The sequence below is a fragment of the Microbacterium sp. T3-8 genome (assembly GCF_055398145.1).
Genome location: NZ_AP027918.1, coordinates 2,906,163 through 2,923,715, shown reverse-complemented (window position 1 = coordinate 2,923,715; position 17,553 = coordinate 2,906,163). Strand labels below are relative to the sequence as shown.

Here is a 17,553-nt window from a genome sequence, read left to right as displayed (position 1 = left end):
CTCGCGCCGCAGGCTGACCGACAAGTCTCCACGGCTCTCGCCGCGGTGAGTGGAAAGAAGCAACGTGTCTGAACGATATTCCGACGACGCCGACTGGGCACCTGCCGCAGAGCAGTCCAGCGAAGAGGACGAGGCCCAGGAGGGCAACATCCTCGCCGCGGAAGAGCGCGCATCCGAGTCGGCGGAGCACGTGGCCGTGCACGTCGAGGACGAAGACGGCGATGACACCGACGACGACATCGAAATCGAAGACCCGGAGGCGGACGCGATCGTGAACGACGCTCTCAACCTGGACGAGGCAGCGGAGTCCGAAGCCGCCGCCGAGGTCCTGAACGACGCAGTGGCCGAAGAGACGGCCGAGCTCGAGGCCGCCGAGGCCGACGAGGTCACCCCCTACGACGGGCCCGACGTGAACGGTGAGGAAGACCGTCCCGCCGCCGACGTCGAGGCCGATGAGGACGACGAGGACTCCGAGGAAGACCCCTACGAGGCGTTCCGCCTCGACCTGCGGATGCTTCCCGGCAAGTGGTACGTCATCCACTCGTACGCGGGCTTCGAGCGCAAGGTCAAGGCGAACATCGAGCAGCGTAAGTCGACGCTCGAGGTCGAGGACGAGATCTACCAGGTCGAGGTCCCGATGGAGGACGTCGTCGAGATCAAGAACGGCCAGCGCAAGATGGTCACCCGCGTGCGCATCCCCGGCTACGTGCTCGTGCGCATGGAGCTCACGGAAGACACCTGGTCGGTCGTGCGCCACACCCCGGGTGTCACGGGCTTCGTGGGCAACGCCCACAACCCCACGCCGCTGCGCTTCGAAGAGGCCTTCAACATGCTGAAGTCGCTCGTCGAGGTCAAGGACGTGCCGACCGCCAAGAACATCGCGTCGAAGGGCGGCGTCGCCGTCGCCCGTCCGCTGCCGGCAGAGGTCGACTTCGAGGTCGGCGAGACGATCACCATCAAGGAGGGTTCGTTCGCGGGCCTTCCCGGTTCGATCAGCGAGATCAAGCCCGAGAGCGGCAAGCTCACGGTCCTCGTCTCGCTCTTCGAGCGCGAGACCCCGGTCGAGCTGTCGTTCGACCAGGTCACGAAGATGATCTGACCCAGAACTCTTCACGCAGAACGCCCCGCCGGTCCGTCCGGCGGGGCGTTCTGCGTTCGGTCGCTAGTCGCGATCAGCCGCGGCGACCATCGCGACCACGAAGTACGCGACGCTGTCCTCGGGGCCGTTCTCCACGCGCTTGAACGCCTTGCTCAGCGGATTGGAATAGTCGCCCTTCGGGCCGACGACGAGAAGGTCGAACGGAGCCCGGAGCGGTACGTCCTCCGGAGTCTTCACCCAGCTGTAGCCGTGCTGGCGCACCATCACCTCGCCCACGTAGAACCCGGCGGCGAGCACGGTCTCCGCCACGGCGTCGCTGCCGGGTTCCTCGAAGTTCCCGAGCACGCCGTCGACCGTGCGCAGACTCTCGACCGAGTAGTCGAGAGTGATGCCGTCGATGTTCCGCACGGCGTCGGCGAACGTCTGTGCGTGCGCCGCGGCGAACTCCGCCTCGGGCGGATGCTGCAGGCGCAGACCCCGGCCGGAGAACGCGGCTCCGCGAACCGGAGCACCGCCGTCGAGCTCGGCGGCCAGTTCCGCCTCGAGGTCACCGCGGATGATCGGCATCGCCGTCGTCGGCGGCGTGGCTTCGACGCGCGGTGCGGGTGGGGGAGTCGGGGTCTTCGGCGTGCGGCGGAACAGTCCCATTCGTGCTCTCCTTCTCCTGCCACCTCTCGTGCCGAGGTGGCGGTGGCTGACCCGTTCACCCTCGCATCCGTATCCGACTTCCGGCTGAGAACACCCGCGCGTCGCGCGAGGTGCGCGCGGCGGCATCCATCCGGTAGACTTCTATGGTTTGTGCGCCGTTTCTGCGTGCGCGCGAACATCACCGCCGTCCGGAATCGCCGGATCGCGGGAGAGCGGATGCATCCGGCATCCGTTCGAGGAAAGGAAGAGGAAATGGCACCGAAGAAGAAGGTGACCGGCCTGATCAAGCTTCAGATCAACGCCGGTGCAGCCAACCCGGCGCCGCCGATCGGCCCCGCGCTCGGTCAGCATGGCGTCAACATCATGGAGTTCTGCAAGGCGTACAACGCCGCGACCGAGTCGCAGCGCGGCAACGTCATCCCCGTCGAGATCACCGTCTACGAGGACCGCAGCTTCACCTTCATCCTGAAGACCCCGCCCGCAGCGGAGCTCATCAAGAAGGCCGCCGGCGTGCCCAAGGGCTCGTCGACCCCGCACACCGTCAAGGTCGCGAAGATCACCAAGGAGCAGGTCCGTCAGATCGCCGAGCAGAAGCAGGCCGACCTGAACGCGAACGACATCGAGGCCGCCTCGAAGATCATCGCCGGAACCGCCCGTTCCATGGGCATCACGGTCGAGGGCTGAGGAGAATAATCATGGCTAAGTCCAAGGCTTACAAGGCTGCCGCCGAGAAGATCGAGGCAGACCGTTTCTACACCCCGACCGAGGCAGTCGCCCTCGCGAAGGAGACCGGCTCGTCGAAGTTCGACTCGACCGTCGAGGTCGCGCTGAAGCTCTCGGTCGACCCCCGCAAGGCGGACCAGATGGTGCGCGGCACCGTCATCCTGCCCCACGGCACCGGCAAGACCGCCCGCGTCATCGTCTTCGCCACCGGCCCCGCGGCCGAGGCAGCGATCGCTGCGGGTGCCGATGAGGTCGGCGGCGCCGAGCTCATCGAGAAGGTCGCCGGCGGCTGGACCGCGTTCGACGCGGCCGTCTCCACCCCGGAGCTCATGGGCCAGGTCGGTCGTCTCGGTAAGGTCCTGGGTCCGCGCGGCCTGATGCCGAACCCGAAGACCGGCACCGTGACCCCGAACACGGCCAAGGCCGTCGAGGAGATCAAGGGCGGAAAGATCGAGTTCCGCGTCGACAAGCACGCCAACGTGCACTTCGTCGTCGGCAAGGCCTCCTTCACCGCCGAGCAGCTCGACGAGAACATCGGCGCAGCGCTCGAGGAGATCGTCCGCCTCAAGCCGTCCAGCTCGAAGGGCCGTTACATCCAGAAGGGTGCGGTGTCGACCACGTTCGGCCCCGGCATCCCGCTGGACGTCAACTCCATCTGACGCTGAGTCACCGAAACGCCCCCGGGTCCGCCCGGGGGCGTTTCTGCGTCCCGGCATCCGCACCCGATATACCAAAACCGCAACGCAACGTCATCGCCGGCCCGCCACCCCCTCGACTCCACGTACTGTGGGGGAGTCCCGCCGCGGTCGCGTAAAATCGCACCGCGCACCTTATGCCCCAGGAGGGTTCATGTCCCGTCGTCTCATCGCCGTCACCGCACTCGTCGTCGCCGCCGCGGCGCTCACCGCCTGCAGCGGTTCGAGCACGCCCGCCAGCACGTCGAGCGACGAGAGCTCGGCCTCCTCCGACTTCGGCCTCGCGACGGAGGGCACGCTCACGGTCGGCACCGAGGGCACCTACCGCCCCTTCAGCTTCCACGACGACAACGGCGCGGGCGAGCTCACCGGCTACGACGTCGAGATCATCGAGGCCGTCGCCGACAAGCTGGGCCTCGAGATCAAGTTCGAGGAGACCCAGTGGGACGCGATCTTCGCGGGGCTCGACGCGGGCCGCTTCGACGTGATCGCGAACCAGGTCACGATCAACGACGACCGCACGGCGAAGTACCTCTTCAGCACGCCGTACACCGTCTCGCCCGGCGTGATCGTGGTCGCCGATGACGACGACTCCATCTCGTCGTTCGCCGACCTCGAGGGCAAGACCACCGCTCAGTCGCTCACGAGCAACTGGAAGGACCTCGCCGAGGAGTCCGGCGCCAAGGTCGAGGGCGTCGAGGGGTGGGCGCAGGCCGTCGAGCTGCTGCGTCAGGGCCGCGTCGACGCGACCATCAACGACAAGCTCACCTTCCTCGACTACGAGACGACCAACAGCCCCACGGGCCTCAAGATCGCCGCCGAGACCGACGAGGCGGGCGAGCAGGCCTTCGCCTTCACGAAGGACAAGGAGTCGCTCGTCGAGGCCGTCGACGCCGCGCTCGAAGAGCTGCGCGCAGACGGCACGATCGCCGAGATCAGCGAGAAGTACTTCGGCGAAGACGTCTCGCAGTAACCGATGGAGAGCCCCTGGCAGCTGTTCCTGGACTCGCTCGGGCCGATCGCCCTGGCGGGTCTGACGGCGACGGTCCCGCTCGCGCTGGCGTCGTTCGCCCTGGGGCTCCTCATCGCGGTCGGCGTCGCCCTGATGCGGATCTCGGTGAACCCGATCGTCTCGGGAATCGCCCGGTTCTACATCTCGGTGATCCGCGGCACCCCGCTGCTCGTGCAGCTGTTCGTGATCTTCTACGGCATGCCCTCGATCGGCATCACGATCGATCCCTGGCCGAGTGCGATCATCGCCCTGTCGCTGAACGTCGGCGGCTACGGGGCCGAGGTCGTGCGTGCCGCGATCCTCTCCGTGCCGCAGGGGCAGTGGGAGGCCGCGTACACGGTGGGCATGAACCGCACCCGCACGCTGACCCGCATCGTCCTGCCGCAGGCCGCGCGGGTGTCGGTGCCCCCGCTGTCGAACACGTTCATCTCGCTCGTGAAGGACACCTCGCTCGCGTCGCTGATCCTCGTGACCGAGCTGTTCAAGGTGGCGCAGCAGATCGCCTCGACCACCTACGAGTTCATGGTGCTCTACCTCGCCGCGGCGCTGGTCTACTGGGTGTTCTGCCTCGTGCTGTCGTTCGGCCAGAGCGCCCTCGAGAGGAGGCTCGACAGCCGTGTCGCCCACTGACCCGATCGCACTCCCGCCCCAGGCCCCGCAGGGCGAGGAGCTGCTCGCCGCCCGCGGACTGCGCAAGAGCTTCGGCGACAACGAGGTGCTCCGCGGCATCGATCTGACGCTGCACCGCGGCGAGGTCGTCGTGCTCGTCGGCCCCAGCGGCTCCGGCAAGACGACCGTGCTGCGCGCGCTCAACGGCCTCGAGACCCCGGATGCCGGCACGATCGTCGTCGCGGGTGGACCCGACATCGACTTCGCCCCGGACGCTCGCCCGAAGCCGCGCGTGCAGAAGCAGAAGCGTCTCGCCCTGCGCGACCGCTCGGCGATGGTGTTCCAGCACCACAACCTCTTCCCGCACCTCACCGTGCTCGAGAACGTGATCGAGGGTCCCTGGCGGGTGCAGGGGCGCCCGAAGGCCGAGGTCGTGGCCGAGGCGCGGGCCCTGCTCGACCGCGTGGGTCTCGCCGACAAGGCGGATGCTCGACCCCATCAGCTCTCGGGCGGTCAGCAGCAGCGCGTCGGCATCGTGCGTGCACTCGCTCTCAAGCCCGACCTGCTGCTGTTCGACGAGCCGACCAGTGCGCTCGACCCCGAGCTGGTGGGTGAGGTGCTGCTGGTGATCAAGGAGCTCGCCGACGAGGGCTGGACCATGGCCGTCGTCACCCACGAGCTGAGCTTCGCCCGCGAGGCCGCCGATCACGTGCTGTTCATGGACGGCGGCGTGGTGGTCGAGCAGGGGCCGCCGGACGAGCTCTTCAGCGCCCCGAAGCACGAGCGCACGCAGCGCTTCCTCACGCGCATCCTGCGCCCCCTCGACGGCATCTGACCCGGAAGCGCGCCCTCAACCCAGAACGGGCAGCACGAGGCTGACGGCGAGGGCGATCATCACGACGGCGATGAGCGCGTCGAGGATCCTCCACGAGCGCGGCGTCCGCAGCCAACGGCCCAGGTAGCGGGCGCCGAAGCCGAGAGCGGTGAACCACAGGATGCTGGCCGTCACCGCGCCGGCGGCGAAGAGCCAGCGCTCCTCGCCGTGCGTCGCGGCGATCGAGCCGAGCATCAGCACGGTGTCGAGATACACGTGCGGGTTCAGCCAGGTGAGGGCGAGGACGGTGAGGACCACGGGCGCCAGGGCGGTGCGCGTCGCGGTGGCCGTGCCGCCCGCAGAGGGGGCGGTCTCGCCCGCGGGCTCCGAGGCATCCAGCGCCTGGCCCTCACCGCGCCAGGCGCGACGGGCGGCGAGCAGGCCGTAGGTCAGCAGGAAGAGCGCCCCGGCCCAGCGGGCGACGACGACGAGCCAGGGGGCGGCGGCGATCACGAATCCGAGCCCGGCGACGCCGGCGATGATGAGCGCGGCATCCGAGAGCGCGCAGATCACGACGACCGCGAGAACGTGCTCGCGGCGGATGCCCTGACGCAGCACGAAGACGTTCTGCGCGCCGATCGCGACGATGAGGGAGAGGCCGAGGCCGAGGCCGGAGAGCACCGAGAGCATGGTCTCAGAGTAGAAAGCGCGTCGATAAAGAGCCAGCGCAGATTCCTTCAGAACCATTAGCATCGCTAATGTGAGGATCGATCCCGAACTGGCCGCCACTCTCGCCGCCGTCGCCGACGAAGGCACGCTCGACGCGGCATCCCGCGCCCTGCGCATCACCCCGTCCGCGGTCAGCCAGCGGGTGAAGACGCTGGAGCAGCAGCTGGGGCGCATCCTGCTCGTGCGCACCAAGCCCGTGCGGCTCACCGAGGCGGGGGAGTCGGTGGTGCGCCTCGCTCGCCAGATCGCTCTGCTCGAGCAGGACGCCCTGACCGGACTCGGTGTCGACGACGGCATCCCGACGAGCAGGCCCGTCATCCCGCTGGCCGTCAACGCCGACTCGATGGCGACGTGGTTCCTGCCTCCGCTCGCTCGCCTCGCGGAGCGGCACGGCATCGACTTCGATCTTCATCGCGACGATCAGAACTTCACCGCGCGCCTGCTCGAGTCCGGCGACGTGATGGCCGCGGTGACCAGCGAGAGCGCACCGGTGGCGGGCTGCTCGGTCTCGCCGCTCGGGGTGCTCGAGTACCGGGCGGCCGCGGCCCTCGGGTATGCGCGGCGATGGTTCCCGGGCGGGGTGACGGCGGATGCTCTCGCCGTCGCGCCCTTCGTGGACTTCGACCGCCGCGACACCCTGCAGCACGAGTGGTTGCGCACACAGGGCGTCTCGCCCGAGGGCATCCCGCGGCACTACGTCCCGGCATCCCACGACTACGCGCGCGCGGTCGAACTGGGGCTCGGATGGGGGATGGTCCCGGCCGTGCAGGAGGCCGCGGGGCTGGTGCACCTCGGCGCCCCGGCGCTGCGCGTGCAGCTCTACTGGCAGCAGTGGAACCTGCGCTCCGCACTGCTCGACACGATCGCCGCCGAGATCGCCGCCGAGGCGCGGGCGGTCCTTCAGCCCTGAGCGGCGGTCGGCATGCCGGGCGTCCCGCCGGAGGCGAGGGCGTGCAGGAGCCGGGTGAGGCTCTCGATGTCGTCGATGTCCCAGTCGGTGAGCGACTGCATGAGCATGCCCTCCTGGGGTTTGCGGGCGAGCGCGAGGCGCTCCTGGCCGTGGGGCGTGAGGCGCAGGATCGACGAGCGGCGATCCGTCGGATCGGCCGTGCGCTCGACGAGGTCGAGGTCTTCGAGCTCGCGGACGGTGCGGCTGGCCTGCCCCTTGTCCATCAGCATCCGCTCGGCGAGCATCGACACGGTCGCCTGCTCGCAGCGTGCGATCGTCGTGAACGCCTTGTATGCCCCGGGGAGCATGCCGGGGCTCACCCGGTTCGCGTTCTCCAGGATGAGGCGACGGAAGTGCGTGATCAGATCGCTGAACTCCGCCTCGAGGGCGCGGACCGCAGCGGTCCGCGCCTCCGAGGCGTCGATCGGGTGATCAGTGGCGGTCATCGGATGCCGTTCCCGTCGAGCCGCGGCCGTCGACGACGGTCAGGGAGCCGGTGGTCCCCGCACCCGAGAGGGCGACGGAGTCGGCGATCGCCGTCTCGCCGGCACCGTCGGCCGCGGCATCCGCCGACGCTCGCTCGCTCGTGGTCATCGTCGTCAGCGGCCGGTTCGGGAGGAACAGGATCGCGACGAGGCTGATGATGGCGAGCGGGATGCCGATGACGAAGGCGTGCGAGATCGCCTGAGCGTAGAAGTCCTCGATGATCGAGCGCACGGGCTCGGGGAGCAGGCGCACCTCGGGCAGCGTGCCGCTGGTGAGCTGGGCCGCGACATCGGCGCCCTTCTCCCCGAGCTGCGCGATCGCGGCGCCCAGGCGCTCCTTGCCGTCGGCGAACAGTCCGGTGAGCGAGTTCGCGAGCACCGCACCCATCACCGAGACGCCGACGGTGCCGCCGAGGCTGCGGAAGAAGGTGACGCCCGAGCTCGCGACGCCCATCTCGCTCGGCTTCGCGACGTTCTGCACGATCAGCACGAGGTTCTGCATCGTCATGCCGACGCCGGCACCCATGAGGAACATGTAGATCGAGACGAGAACGAAGTCCGTGTCGTAGTGCAGCGTCGACAGGAGGACGGACCCGGCGATCAGCAGCACGGCGCCGAGCACCAGGTAGCCCTTCCACTTGCCGAAGCGCGTGACGAGCTGCCCGATCACCATCGACGAGATCAGCAGTCCGGCCATCATCGGCAGCGTCATGAGACCCGCCTCGGTGGGCGTCGCACCGCGCGAGAGCTGCATGTACTGCGCGAGGTAGACGGAGGTGCCGAACATCGCGACGCCGATCGAGATCGACGCGATGACCGAGAGTGTGAACGTGCGTCCGCGGAACAGCGTGAGCGGGATCAGCGGCTCGCGCACCTTCAGCTCGACGATGACGAACGCGATCGCGGCGACGACGGCTCCGCCCACCATGAGTGCCGTCTCGGTGCTCCACCAGTCGAAGGTCGACCCGGCGTTCGTGATCCAGATGAGGATCAGCGACACGGCCGCCGAGAGCAGCACGATGCCGACGTAGTCGATCGACGCCTTGCGGGTGCGCTCGGTCGAGATCTTCAGCGTGCGCTGCAGGATGATCAGCGCGGCGACGGCGAACGGCAGGGAGACGAAGAAGTTCCAGCGCCAGTTCGCGGCATCCGTGATCCATCCGCCCAGCAGCGGTCCGCCGACCGTCGCGACGGCCATGACGGCGCCGAAGAGGCCCATGTACCGGCCGCGCTCGCGCGGGCTGATGATGTCGGCCATGATGACCTGGCTGAGGGCGGCGAGTCCGCCGCCGCCGAGACCCTGGATCGCGCGGAAGGCGATGAGGGTGTTCGTGTCCTGCGCGAAGCCGGCCGCGGCGGTCGCGCCGACGAAGATGATGATCGCGATCTGGATCAGCAGCTTGCGGTTGAACAGGTCGGCGAGCTTTCCCCAGATCGGCGTCGAGATCGCGGTGGTCAGCAGGGTGGCGGTGATGACCCAGGTGTAGGCGGCCTGATCGCCACCGAGGTCGTGGACGATGACGGGCATCGACGTCGAGACGACCGTGGTGGCGATCATCGAGACGAACATGCCGAGCAGGAGGCCGGTGAGGGCCTCGAGCACCTGGCGGTGCGTCATCTTGGCGGGAGCGGAGTCCGTGGACATGCAGGACCTTTCGCAGTCGGAGAGTGGATGCCGCGACAGCTCTGGCGCGCACGAAGATGGTTGAACTTCGTCAACTATAGGGCGGTGGTTGATGTTCGTCAACTATCGATCCGCGTCAGGTCGCGAACGCGCAACGATCGGGATCGCAGGCGAAAGATACCTTGAATGACCGTGCAGTCTCGGGAAGGATGGCCGGAACGCAACGGTGCGCGGCCTCTGAGGGGTGGCCATACGACGTACCGGAGCGACCGATAAGAATTCCTGAGGGGGAATCGCACATGGTTACGAAGGATCGGAAGCGCAAGACTCTGGCAGTGCTGGCGGGCGGGCTCGTGCTCGGCGTCGGAGTGGCGGTGACGCTCGCAGCCTGGAACGACTCCGAGTTCGCGACCGGCACGTTCACCGCCGGCTCGTTCAATCTGCAGGGGTCGACCGCGGGTGACGTGAGCGCCAACTACAGCGACCACAACGTCGACACCGGAGGAACGGCGGCCACGCTCGCCTTCACGCTGCCCACCGGTGTCGTCGGCAACATGGCACCGGGAGACGCGGTCTACGCGGGCTTCTGGGTGCGACTCGCTCCCGGAACGACGACGGGCGCGAGCCTCTCGGCCGCCGGCACGACGACGGGTGCCGCCGCGACGACGAACTCCGGCAACCTGTCGTACCAGGTGTACCAACTCGCCCCCGGTGCCACCTGCAACGCGGCATCCGCCACCGGCACCCCCGTCGCGACCGGGGCGACGATGGACGCGCAGACCGGCGTGACCGCGATGACGCTCACGCAGGGAGCGGATGCCGCGACCGCCGGAACCGCCGTTCAGCTGTGCTTCAAGGTGACCGCCGGCACGGCGCTGAAGCAGGGCGTCGCGACCACGACGACCTGGAAGTTCACGGCGACGTCGACGAGCTGAGTCCGTCATGCAGACCCGCAGAGCGATGCGGGAGGCGAAGCGACTGCGCTCCCGCCGGATACGGGCCGTCCTCGCGGGCGGACTCGTCTTCGGCGTGGGCGCGGCCATGACGCTCGCCGCCTGGAACGACTCCGAGTACGCGACCGCGACGTTCACCGCCGGACGATTCGACATCGTCGGCGCGACCGACGGGGCCACGTTCTCGAGCCATGCGACGACGGGAGCTGCGGCGACGCTGAGCTTCGCCGTCGCGCCCACGGCCATGGTGCCCGGCACGACGACGTATGCACTGTTCAGCGTCAAGACGGCCAACCCGTCCGGTGCGGGCACGCTGCAGTTGACCGCCGGAACCCCCGGGGGTACCGGTCTCGCGGCGTACCTCACCTACGGGGTGCGTCTGGTGCCGACCGCGGCGACCCCCAGCCAGTCGTGCACGGCCGCGACGTACGCCGCGGCATCCGCCTCGTCGTCCATCGTCGTCGCCGACGGGTCGGCGCTGACGACGAACGGCGCAGCGACCGGTACCGTACCCCAGGCGGTGACCGCGAACGGCGGCAACCAGCTGAACTACTGCGTCGCCGTGACGCTTCCGGCGACCGCGGTCAACGCCGCGCAGGGGCTCACCATGACGCAGACGTGGCAGATCCAGGGAACATCCACCTGACCGTCCGCAGCGGTCGACCACGCGAGGAGGGGTGATGAGCACGCCGACCACGAGGCGGGGCCTGCGCGAGCGGGCCGTCGCGTCGGGCGCGCCCGCGATGGTGCCGGCGCCCGCGGTGCCCCGCCGCCGCGGCGGCATCGGACGGATGCTCGGCGACCTCGGCCTGTGGATCGCCGCCGCGGCCGGGGTCGTGTGCATCGTGCTCGTGATCCTCGCCGTGACCGCGAACATCACGCTCATCATGTTCCGCACCGGGTCGATGTCTCCGACGATCCCCGCAGGATCCGTGGCCGTCGTGCAGCGGGTGGATGCCGCTCAGGTCGAGGTCGGAGACGTCGTCACGGTCGACCGCGACGACGAGTTGCCCGTCACGCACCGCGTCACCTCGGTCGAACCCGGTGCGAGCGAGTCCGAGCGCATCATCACGATGCGCGGCGACGCGAACGCCACCGACGACCCCTTCCCCTACACCGTGACCTCGGTGCGGACCGTGCTCTTCTCGATCCCCGGCATCGCGAGCGTGATCGTCGGAATGGGCGACCCGTGGGTGCTCGGAGGACTCACCGCGGGGGCCACGGTGCTCGTGATCTGGGCGTTCTGGCCGCGGTCGGGATCGGCCGCGACCCGCAAGGAGCAGGGGCTCACATGAGGAGCCGACTCGCGATCCTCCCGCCGGCGCTCGTCGCCGCCGGCATCCTCGCGGCTGCCCCCGCGTGGGCCGCTCCGACGACCGAGGTGATCCAGGGGCGCGTGCTACGCCTCGTCTCGGTCGCCGATTGGGCGCAGGCCTCGCGGCTGCTGCCCGGCGAGCCGGTCCAGTGGGACGTCGCGGTGAGTGCGAGCCCGCCCGATCCCGGCACCGTCACGATCGCCGTGAGCGCCGCCGGGGACGCGCCGCTGCTGGTCGACGCGGCCCTCTGCATGCAGGAGTGGCAGGAGAGCGGATGCCCGGGCGGGGCCGAGGAGCTCGAGTCGGGGTGGAGCATCCCGCGCGATGGTTCCGAGGTCGCGCTCGCCGCGTTCCCCTCCACCGACGTCGCGCACCTGCGGCTGTGGATCACCCTCGACGCCGACGACGACGACGGCATCACCGACGTGCGCGTGCACGCGCAGGGCGTAGGGGAGGCGGTGGTCACCGGACCCGGAGGCGATCCTCTCCCGGCCACGGGCGGGACGATCGCGCCGTGGGTGACCGGGGCGGGCGTGGGGTTGGCCGTGGCCGGCATCGGACTCGTGGTGCTGCGCCGGCGGGACCGCCGCGGCGCGCAGCTCTCGGGGGGCGACGCATGAGCGGGCGGGAGCGGATCCGGGCGCGGGGTGGGAGGAGACGGCGGATGCTCGCCGGTGTGCTGGGCCTGTCGATGCTCGTCGCCGGGGGGACGATCGCGACGGTGCAGTCCACCGATGCGCGGTTCACCGACACCGAGTTCGTCGCCTCGGGCACGTTCACCGCGTTCACCGTGCCCATGCCCGCGATCACGAGCTGCACGGTCACGAGCCTGCTGGGGACGTTCACCGGCTTCACCATCACCTGGACGTCGCCCTACCTTCTCGCGCAGCAGCGGTTCACCATCAACGATGTGGTGGTGCCGAACACCAACGTGACGCAGAGCGGCACCGGCCCGTACACGTACACCTCGACGATCTCGTCGGGACTGCTGGGAACGCTCCTGACCGGGGGACTGCTGGGGGCGAGCAACACCATCCGCGTCCAAGCGCTGCTGTCCGGCACGACCTGGGCATCGGTGGCGGCGACCCGCACGCTGTCGGTGGGCGGACTGCTCGGGCTCGGCGGCAACAACACGTGCACCTGAGCTGCGGAGCGCAGCCGTTGAGACGTCAGTCCGCGAGGGCGAGCGCGCGGAACGCGTCGCGCTCGCGCAGTTGCTCGCGGCGGCTGGCCGCGGCATCCGTCGTGCGGCTCGGAACCTGCTGGCCGGTCGTACGCCGGTAGAGCTCGTCGATGAGGTCGGTCGCGAGGCCCACGAGCTTCGCGATCTCGCGGTCGTCGCGGTCGATCCACACGCAGCGCGGCTCGTCGTGGATGGGGGCGAAGTCGACGTGCTCCTCCCAGACGAAGAGCGTGCGCTCGGCACCCAGCACGTGCTGTTGCCACCACACCTGGCGGAGGTAGGTGCGCGGGATGCCGCGGAACGCCTTGTTCGTCGTCTTGATCTCGGCGAGCTTGATGCGGCCGTCGGCGTCGACCGCGATGCCGTCGGGGGTCGCGAGGTGCCGGTGCTCGACCTCGGCGCGGAACAGGGCGGACGAGGGCAGGATGCCGTGGGTCGCCGCCACCCAGGCGGCGATCTCGGGCTCGCGGCGCCGGCCGTGATCGGTGTAGGCGTTGCCGCCGAAGCGGGGTCCGCCGCCGAGCTTGGACTCCGCCGCGCGCGCGATCGACCTCTCGGAGGTGAGTCCGGCGACATCGGTGGCGGTGATGCCTCGTGACCGGGCCCGCAGCCAGGCGACGCGGTCGCGGGAGTCCGCGACGATGCGTGCGGCGAGTTCGGGGGTCACCCATCGAGCGTAACCCCGCCCTCCGACCTCGCCGACCCCACACGCCGCTCCTCCGCGCCGCGCCGTTGTCCCGGCGATCATGGCGGCGCAAAGAGACCCCGCGATTTGGGGGAGCGGGTGCCGTGGGGTACAGTTGAACCAACCGAAGACCGCTGGTCATCGTCGTGTGCGCGAGTACATGTCGATCGAAGCTCTGCATCGCAGGGGCCCGCGCAGGTGTCACGATCTTCTCAGAGCTCCGTGCGCTTGCGCCGGAGCTCTTCTTGTTGTTGCGGGCGGTCCAGGTCGGCGCCCCACCACCGTGCGGCGCCTCGTACACACCAAGGAGTGACCATGGCGCAGAAGGATGCATCGGTCGCCGAGCTCACGAAGTCATTCGAGAACTCGTCCGCCGTCCTGCTGACCGAGTACCGCGGTCTGACGGTTGCCCAGCTCAAGGAGCTGCGCAACAGCATCCGTCAGGACGCTGAGTACGCCGTGGTGAAGAACACGCTGACCAAGCTTGCGGCCAACAAGGCCGGCATCACCGCGCTGGACGACGACCTCAAGGGTCCGTCGGCCGTCGCGTTCGTGCACGGTGACTTCGTCGCCACCGCCAAGGCTCTGCGTGACTTCGCCAAGGCCAACCCGCTTCTCGTGATCAAGGCCGGCATCTTCGAGGGCGAAGCCCTCACCGCCGACGAGGTCAACAAGTACGCCTCGCTCGAGAGCCGTGAGGTTCTGCTGGCGAAGGCTGCGGGCATGATGAAGGCGACGATGGGCAAGGCTGCCGCCACCATCGACGCGCTTCGCGAAAAGCTGGAGACCGCAGAGGCCGCGTAAGCGTCCGGCGATCTCGTCTACAAACCCCATCTATCTAGGAGATACATCATGGCGAAGCTTTCCACCGAGGAGCTGCTCGAGCAGTTCGCCGGCCTCACCCTCATCGAGCTCAACGAGTTCGTGAAGGCGTTCGAGGAGAAGTTCGAGGTCACCGCTGCTGCACCCGTCGCCGTTGCCGGCGCTGCGGGTGGCGCAGGCGCTGCTGAGGCTGAGGAAGAGAAGGACTCCTTCGACGTCATCCTCGAGTCGGCTGGCGACAAGAAGATCCAGGTCATCAAGACGGTCCGCGAGCTCACCTCGCTGGGCCTCGGCGAGGCCAAGGCCGTCGTCGACGGTGCTCCCAAGGCCGTGCTCGAGGGCGCGAACAAGGAGACCGCCGAGAAGGCGAAGGCTGCTCTCGAAGAGGCAGGCGCCACGGTTACCCTCAAGTAATCGCGTCTGAACGCTTCACGAATGCCCCGGCTCCGGCCGGGGCATTCGTGCGTTAACGGGGGGCGTCAGCGCGGCGCGGCGGTCGACCCGCGCACCACGAGGGCGGATGCCGCGGCGACCTGCTCGACGGCTGAATCCGGGTCGTCCATCCGCTGCGTGAGGAGGCGGACGGCGTCGTGACCCTGGTCGCGCGGCGACTGCCGGATCGTCGTCAGGGCGAAGAGCTCGGCGTGCTCGTGGTCGTCGATGCCGACGACGCTGAGCTCGGTCGGCACGGCGATGCCGAGGCGCCGGGCGGCGATGATCGTACCGATCGCGGCCTCGTCGCACACCGCGACGATCGCGGTCGGCCGGTGCCGCCGATCTCCGAGGATGCCGACGGCCGCGGCGTACCCCTCGGAGAGGGTGGGGCCCGATCCCGCCACGCGCGCCTCGTCGGCGATCCCGGCGGTGCCGAGCGCGGCGAGATAGCCGTCGATGCGCTTCTCGTCGCCGTAGCTGAGCGCCGCGGCATCCGTCGTCCCGCCGACGAACGCGATCGCGGTGTGGCCCAGCTCGATCAGATGCTCGGTGGCGATGCGCGCGGCGGCGGCGTCATCGATCGAGACGGCGCTCGATCCCTCGCTGTAGGGCCCGACGCTGACGAGCGGTCGCCCGGTCTGCTGCAACCGCTCGAGTTCGTGAGCACTCGGTTGGATGCCGACGGCGATGATGCCGTCGAAGCGGCGACGGGGGAGCACGTTCGAGAAGAGACGCTCGCGGGTCTCGGACCCCTCGGGGACCCCGTAGAGGGCCAGGTCGTAGTCGAGCGCGAACAGTGCCTCCTGGATGCCGGCGAGGAGCTCGGCGAAGAACCAGCGGTCGACCGGGGGCATGACCACCCCGACCGTCTGCGTGCGGCCGGTGGCGAGGCTGGTGGCGGAGGAGTGGGCGACGTACGACAGCTCTGCGGCGGCCTGTTCCACGCGCTGACGCGTCTCGTCCGAGACGTAGCCGCGTCCGCTGAGAGCTCTGCTCGCGGTGGCCTTCGAGACGCCGGCGCGGGCTGCGACGTCGGCGATCTTGCTCATCGGTCCTCCTCGACCAATCTCGGCATCGAGGGTTCTCGCTCGTGGCATCGACGCCGGCGCGCGGGGGGACGCGCCGATGTCAGCGTAGTGCGTGACGGGGCCGAAAAGGAACCGGTTCCACATGAAAACGATGAGAGCGCTCCCATTCCGCATCCCGATATGCCGCGAAAGGATGCGATCTTGTGACCTTCCCCAGTTGTGCCGCGGGAGGAAAGGCCAGTAGGTTTACCTGGAATCGGTTCCCCAATGGTTGCGGCGATTGCTCCCTTGGGCGGACGATGATCCACCTGAAGAGGAGAAGTAAATGGCTTTGTCACAGCGATACCGCCTTCTTGCACCGATCGCGCTCGTCGGAGCAGCGACCCTGGTTCTGGCCGGCTGCGCCGAGGGCGGCAGCGGCGACGGCGGTGGAGATGCGAAGACCACGGTCCGCATCTCCGGAGGTATCACGGGCGTCGAGGCTGACGACCTGAACAAGTCCTTCGAGCAGTTCACGGAAGACACCGGCATCACCGTCGAGTACACCGGCGACAAGGGCTTCGAGGGCAACATCGTGACCAAGGTCACCGGTGGCGACGCCCCCGACATCGCGATCGTCCCCCAGCCGGGTCTGCTCAAGACCCTCGTCGACACCGGCAAGGTGAAGGCGGCTCCCGAGGCCGTCGAGGCGGCGGTCGACGAGAACTGGTCCGAGGACTGGAAGAAGTACGGCACGTTCGACGACACGTTCTACGCGGCTCCGATGCTCGCGAACCTCAAGGGCTACGTCTGGTACTCGCCCAAGCAGTTCGCCGAGTGGGGTGTCGAGGTCCCGCAGACGTGGGACGAGATGCTGACTCTCACCCAGACGATCGTCGACACGACCGATGGCCCCGCCTGGTGCGCCGGCTTCTCGTCCGAGGCGGCATCCGGCTGGCCGGGAACCGACTGGATCGAGGACCTCGTGCTCCGTCAGTCCGGCCCCGAGGTCTACGACCAGTGGGTGGCCGGTGAGGTCAAGTTCACCGACCCCGAGATCAAGGATGCCTTCGACGCCGTCGGTGAGATCCTGCTCAACCCGGACTACGTCAACGCGGGCTACGGCGACGTGAAGAGCATCAACTCCACCGCCTTCGGCGACGTGGCGGCGACCCTGGCGAAGGGCGACTGCGCCCTGACCCACCAGGCGTCGTTCCTCTCGGCGAACTTCCTCGAGGCGCAGACCGCCGACGGCAACACGCCCGAGGTCGCACCCGACGGTGACGTCTACGCGTTCATCATGCCGGGCGAGACGGCCGGCGAGGTCCAGGTCGAGGGTGGCGGCGAGTTCGTCGCCGGATTCTCCGACGACGACGCGACCCAGCAGGTTCTCGAGTTCATGGCCTCGCCGGAGTTCGCCGACGCACGCGTGAAGCTCGGTGGCGTCATCTCCGCCAACAAGAACGCCGACCCGAGCCTCGCCTCGAGCGAGTTCCTCCAGGAGGCCATGGAGACGATGCAGAGCGACACCACCACGTTCCGCTTCGACGCCTCCGACCTGATGCCGTCGACCGTCGGTTCGGGTTCGTTCTGGAAGGGAATGGTCGACTGGATCGACGGCAAGGACACCGACACGGTGCTCTCCGACATCCAGGCCGGCTACGAGAACTGATCGTCTCGCTACGATCAGCGTGAGCTGAGCGGGGTCGGGCTCCAGAGCCCGGCCCCGCTCCTCCCATCCATTCGCTCGAGTACGCGGCAGTAC

General features: G+C 68.9%; 21 protein-coding genes. 15 read left to right on the top strand and 6 right to left on the bottom strand.

Annotated features, from left to right (window positions below):
• The first annotated feature begins 64 nt into the window (after window positions 1-64).
• Window positions 65-1,099 carry a transcription termination/antitermination protein NusG gene (gene nusG / locus ACZ5Y9_RS14030; protein WP_247634128.1) on the top strand — a complete coding sequence of 345 codons (1,035 nt, stop codon included), beginning with the start codon at window positions 65-67 and terminating at the stop codon, window positions 1,097-1,099.
• A 63-nt stretch (window positions 1,100-1,162) separates the two neighbouring features.
• On the opposite strand, the gene ACZ5Y9_RS14025 is transcribed toward nusG, so the two are convergent.
• A complete protein-coding gene (locus ACZ5Y9_RS14025) occupies window positions 1,163-1,747 on the bottom strand; it encodes a hypothetical protein (RefSeq protein ID WP_464471597.1) in 585 nt (194 codons plus the stop codon).
• A 252-nt stretch (window positions 1,748-1,999) separates the two neighbouring features.
• Between ACZ5Y9_RS14025 and rplK the strand changes: the two genes are divergently transcribed.
• From rplK to ACZ5Y9_RS14000, 5 genes are all read left to right on the top strand, one after another.
• Window positions 2,000-2,431 carry a 50S ribosomal protein L11 gene (gene rplK, locus ACZ5Y9_RS14020; protein WP_247625126.1) on the top strand — a complete coding sequence of 144 codons (432 nt, stop codon included), beginning with the start codon at window positions 2,000-2,002 and terminating at the stop codon, window positions 2,429-2,431.
• 11 nt (window positions 2,432-2,442) lie between these two features.
• Window positions 2,443-3,129, top strand: a complete 687-nt coding sequence (gene rplA, locus ACZ5Y9_RS14015) for a 50S ribosomal protein L1 (RefSeq protein WP_247625125.1) — start codon at window positions 2,443-2,445, stop codon at window positions 3,127-3,129.
• Between the two features lie 190 nt (window positions 3,130-3,319).
• Window positions 3,320-4,138, top strand: a complete 819-nt coding sequence (locus ACZ5Y9_RS14010) for an amino acid ABC transporter substrate-binding protein (RefSeq protein ID WP_247634130.1) — start codon at window positions 3,320-3,322, stop codon at window positions 4,136-4,138.
• A gap of 3 nt (window positions 4,139-4,141) precedes the next feature.
• Window positions 4,142-4,807, top strand: coding sequence for an amino acid ABC transporter permease (locus ACZ5Y9_RS14005; RefSeq protein ID WP_247625123.1), 666 nt, complete (start codon window positions 4,142-4,144; stop codon window positions 4,805-4,807).
• Window positions 4,794-5,621 (top strand): amino acid ABC transporter ATP-binding protein, encoded by an 828-nt coding sequence (locus tag ACZ5Y9_RS14000; RefSeq protein ID WP_308194267.1) that lies wholly within the window; start codon window positions 4,794-4,796, stop codon window positions 5,619-5,621. Before ACZ5Y9_RS14005 ends, ACZ5Y9_RS14000 begins: the two co-directional genes overlap by 14 nt.
• Before the next feature lie 15 nt (window positions 5,622-5,636).
• Here ACZ5Y9_RS14000 and ACZ5Y9_RS13995 read toward each other — a convergent pair whose 3' ends face one another.
• The gene (locus ACZ5Y9_RS13995; RefSeq protein WP_247634131.1) at window positions 5,637-6,290 is read right to left on the bottom strand and encodes a LysE/ArgO family amino acid transporter; all 654 of its coding nucleotides are present in this window, start codon (window positions 6,288-6,290) and stop codon (window positions 5,637-5,639) included.
• Window positions 6,291-6,360: 70 nt separating this feature from the next.
• Between ACZ5Y9_RS13995 and ACZ5Y9_RS13990 the strand changes: the two genes are divergently transcribed.
• Entirely contained in the window at window positions 6,361-7,239 is an 879-nt protein-coding gene (locus tag ACZ5Y9_RS13990; protein ID WP_464471596.1) for a LysR family transcriptional regulator ArgP, read from the top strand.
• Here ACZ5Y9_RS13990 and ACZ5Y9_RS13985 read toward each other — a convergent pair.
• Complete coding sequence (locus ACZ5Y9_RS13985; RefSeq protein ID WP_247625120.1) at window positions 7,230-7,724, bottom strand: MarR family winged helix-turn-helix transcriptional regulator; 495 nt, start codon at window positions 7,722-7,724, stop codon at window positions 7,230-7,232. The two genes, ACZ5Y9_RS13990 and ACZ5Y9_RS13985, sit on opposite strands and share 10 nt — an antisense overlap.
• Window positions 7,711-9,408: an MDR family MFS transporter gene (locus tag ACZ5Y9_RS13980; RefSeq protein WP_464471595.1), complete on the bottom strand. Its 1,698-nt coding sequence runs from the start codon at window positions 9,406-9,408 to the stop codon at window positions 7,711-7,713. Before ACZ5Y9_RS13980 ends, ACZ5Y9_RS13985 begins: the two co-directional genes overlap by 14 nt.
• Before the next feature lie 278 nt (window positions 9,409-9,686).
• Here ACZ5Y9_RS13980 and ACZ5Y9_RS13975 point away from each other — a divergent pair, with 278 nt between their 5' ends.
• From ACZ5Y9_RS13975 to ACZ5Y9_RS13955, 5 genes are read left to right on the top strand one after another with little or no spacing between them, the layout of a single operon-like run.
• Window positions 9,687-10,322: a SipW-dependent-type signal peptide-containing protein gene (locus ACZ5Y9_RS13975; protein ID WP_247625118.1), complete on the top strand. Its 636-nt coding sequence runs from the start codon at window positions 9,687-9,689 to the stop codon at window positions 10,320-10,322.
• Window positions 10,323-10,329: 7 nt separating this feature from the next.
• Complete coding sequence (locus ACZ5Y9_RS13970) at window positions 10,330-10,986, top strand: SipW-dependent-type signal peptide-containing protein (protein ID WP_464471594.1); 657 nt, start codon at window positions 10,330-10,332, stop codon at window positions 10,984-10,986.
• Between the two features lie 34 nt (window positions 10,987-11,020).
• A complete protein-coding gene (locus ACZ5Y9_RS13965) occupies window positions 11,021-11,635 on the top strand; it encodes a signal peptidase I (RefSeq protein ID WP_247625116.1) in 615 nt (204 codons plus the stop codon).
• Window positions 11,632-12,276, top strand: a complete 645-nt coding sequence (locus ACZ5Y9_RS13960) for an LPXTG cell wall anchor domain-containing protein (RefSeq protein WP_464471593.1) — start codon at window positions 11,632-11,634, stop codon at window positions 12,274-12,276. Before ACZ5Y9_RS13965 ends, ACZ5Y9_RS13960 begins: the two co-directional genes overlap by 4 nt.
• Before the next feature lie 44 nt (window positions 12,277-12,320).
• Window positions 12,321-12,800 carry a hypothetical protein gene (locus ACZ5Y9_RS13955; protein ID WP_464471592.1) on the top strand — a complete coding sequence of 160 codons (480 nt, stop codon included), beginning with the start codon at window positions 12,321-12,323 and terminating at the stop codon, window positions 12,798-12,800.
• Between the two features lie 25 nt (window positions 12,801-12,825).
• On the opposite strand, the gene ACZ5Y9_RS13950 is transcribed toward ACZ5Y9_RS13955, so the two are convergent.
• Complete coding sequence (locus ACZ5Y9_RS13950) at window positions 12,826-13,506, bottom strand: YqaJ viral recombinase family protein (protein ID WP_464471591.1); 681 nt, start codon at window positions 13,504-13,506, stop codon at window positions 12,826-12,828.
• A 333-nt stretch (window positions 13,507-13,839) separates the two neighbouring features.
• On the opposite strand from ACZ5Y9_RS13950, the gene rplJ reads away from it, so the two are divergent.
• Both rplJ and rplL read left to right on the top strand, forming a co-directional pair.
• Window positions 13,840-14,328: a 50S ribosomal protein L10 gene (rplJ, locus tag ACZ5Y9_RS13945; protein ID WP_247625112.1), complete on the top strand. Its 489-nt coding sequence runs from the start codon at window positions 13,840-13,842 to the stop codon at window positions 14,326-14,328.
• 48 nt (window positions 14,329-14,376) lie between these two features.
• Window positions 14,377-14,760, top strand: a complete 384-nt coding sequence (rplL, locus tag ACZ5Y9_RS13940; protein ID WP_247625111.1) for a 50S ribosomal protein L7/L12 — start codon at window positions 14,377-14,379, stop codon at window positions 14,758-14,760.
• A gap of 65 nt (window positions 14,761-14,825) precedes the next feature.
• Here the strand turns inward: rplL and ACZ5Y9_RS13935 are convergent, their stop codons facing one another.
• The gene (locus tag ACZ5Y9_RS13935; protein ID WP_247634138.1) at window positions 14,826-15,830 is read right to left on the bottom strand and encodes a LacI family DNA-binding transcriptional regulator; all 1,005 of its coding nucleotides are present in this window, start codon (window positions 15,828-15,830) and stop codon (window positions 14,826-14,828) included.
• 304 nt (window positions 15,831-16,134) lie between these two features.
• Between ACZ5Y9_RS13935 and ACZ5Y9_RS13930 the strand changes: the two genes are divergently transcribed.
• A complete protein-coding gene (locus tag ACZ5Y9_RS13930; RefSeq protein WP_247625109.1) occupies window positions 16,135-17,460 on the top strand; it encodes an ABC transporter substrate-binding protein in 1,326 nt (441 codons plus the stop codon).
• The last annotated feature ends 93 nt before the right edge of the window (window positions 17,461-17,553 follow it).

Bases quoted from the DNA above. Each gene is read 5' to 3' on its own strand.
- ACZ5Y9_RS14025 (WP_464471597.1), bottom strand. From the start codon at position 1,747: ATGGGACTGTTCCGCCGCACGCCGAAGACCCCGACTCCCCCACCCGCA.
- rplK (WP_247625126.1), top strand. From the start codon at position 2,000: ATGGCACCGAAGAAGAAGGTGACCGGCCTGATCAAGCTTCAGATCAAC.
- rplA (WP_247625125.1), top strand. From the start codon at position 2,443: ATGGCTAAGTCCAAGGCTTACAAGGCTGCCGCCGAGAAGATCGAGGCA.
- ACZ5Y9_RS14010 (WP_247634130.1), top strand. From the start codon at position 3,320: ATGTCCCGTCGTCTCATCGCCGTCACCGCACTCGTCGTCGCCGCCGCG.
- ACZ5Y9_RS14005 (WP_247625123.1), top strand. From the start codon at position 4,142: ATGGAGAGCCCCTGGCAGCTGTTCCTGGACTCGCTCGGGCCGATCGCC.
- ACZ5Y9_RS13995 (WP_247634131.1), bottom strand. From the start codon at position 6,290: ATGCTCTCGGTGCTCTCCGGCCTCGGCCTCGGCCTCTCCCTCATCGTC.
- ACZ5Y9_RS13985 (WP_247625120.1), bottom strand. From the start codon at position 7,724: ATGACCGCCACTGATCACCCGATCGACGCCTCGGAGGCGCGGACCGCT.
- ACZ5Y9_RS13980 (WP_464471595.1), bottom strand. From the start codon at position 9,408: ATGTCCACGGACTCCGCTCCCGCCAAGATGACGCACCGCCAGGTGCTC.
- ACZ5Y9_RS13975 (WP_247625118.1), top strand. From the start codon at position 9,687: ATGGTTACGAAGGATCGGAAGCGCAAGACTCTGGCAGTGCTGGCGGGC.
- ACZ5Y9_RS13970 (WP_464471594.1), top strand. From the start codon at position 10,330: ATGCAGACCCGCAGAGCGATGCGGGAGGCGAAGCGACTGCGCTCCCGC.
- ACZ5Y9_RS13965 (WP_247625116.1), top strand. From the start codon at position 11,021: ATGAGCACGCCGACCACGAGGCGGGGCCTGCGCGAGCGGGCCGTCGCG.
- ACZ5Y9_RS13960 (WP_464471593.1), top strand. From the start codon at position 11,632: ATGAGGAGCCGACTCGCGATCCTCCCGCCGGCGCTCGTCGCCGCCGGC.
- ACZ5Y9_RS13955 (WP_464471592.1), top strand. From the start codon at position 12,321: ATGCTCGCCGGTGTGCTGGGCCTGTCGATGCTCGTCGCCGGGGGGACG.
- rplJ (WP_247625112.1), top strand. From the start codon at position 13,840: ATGGCGCAGAAGGATGCATCGGTCGCCGAGCTCACGAAGTCATTCGAG.
- rplL (WP_247625111.1), top strand. From the start codon at position 14,377: ATGGCGAAGCTTTCCACCGAGGAGCTGCTCGAGCAGTTCGCCGGCCTC.
- ACZ5Y9_RS13935 (WP_247634138.1), bottom strand. From the start codon at position 15,830: ATGAGCAAGATCGCCGACGTCGCAGCCCGCGCCGGCGTCTCGAAGGCC.
- ACZ5Y9_RS13930 (WP_247625109.1), top strand. From the start codon at position 16,135: ATGGCTTTGTCACAGCGATACCGCCTTCTTGCACCGATCGCGCTCGTC.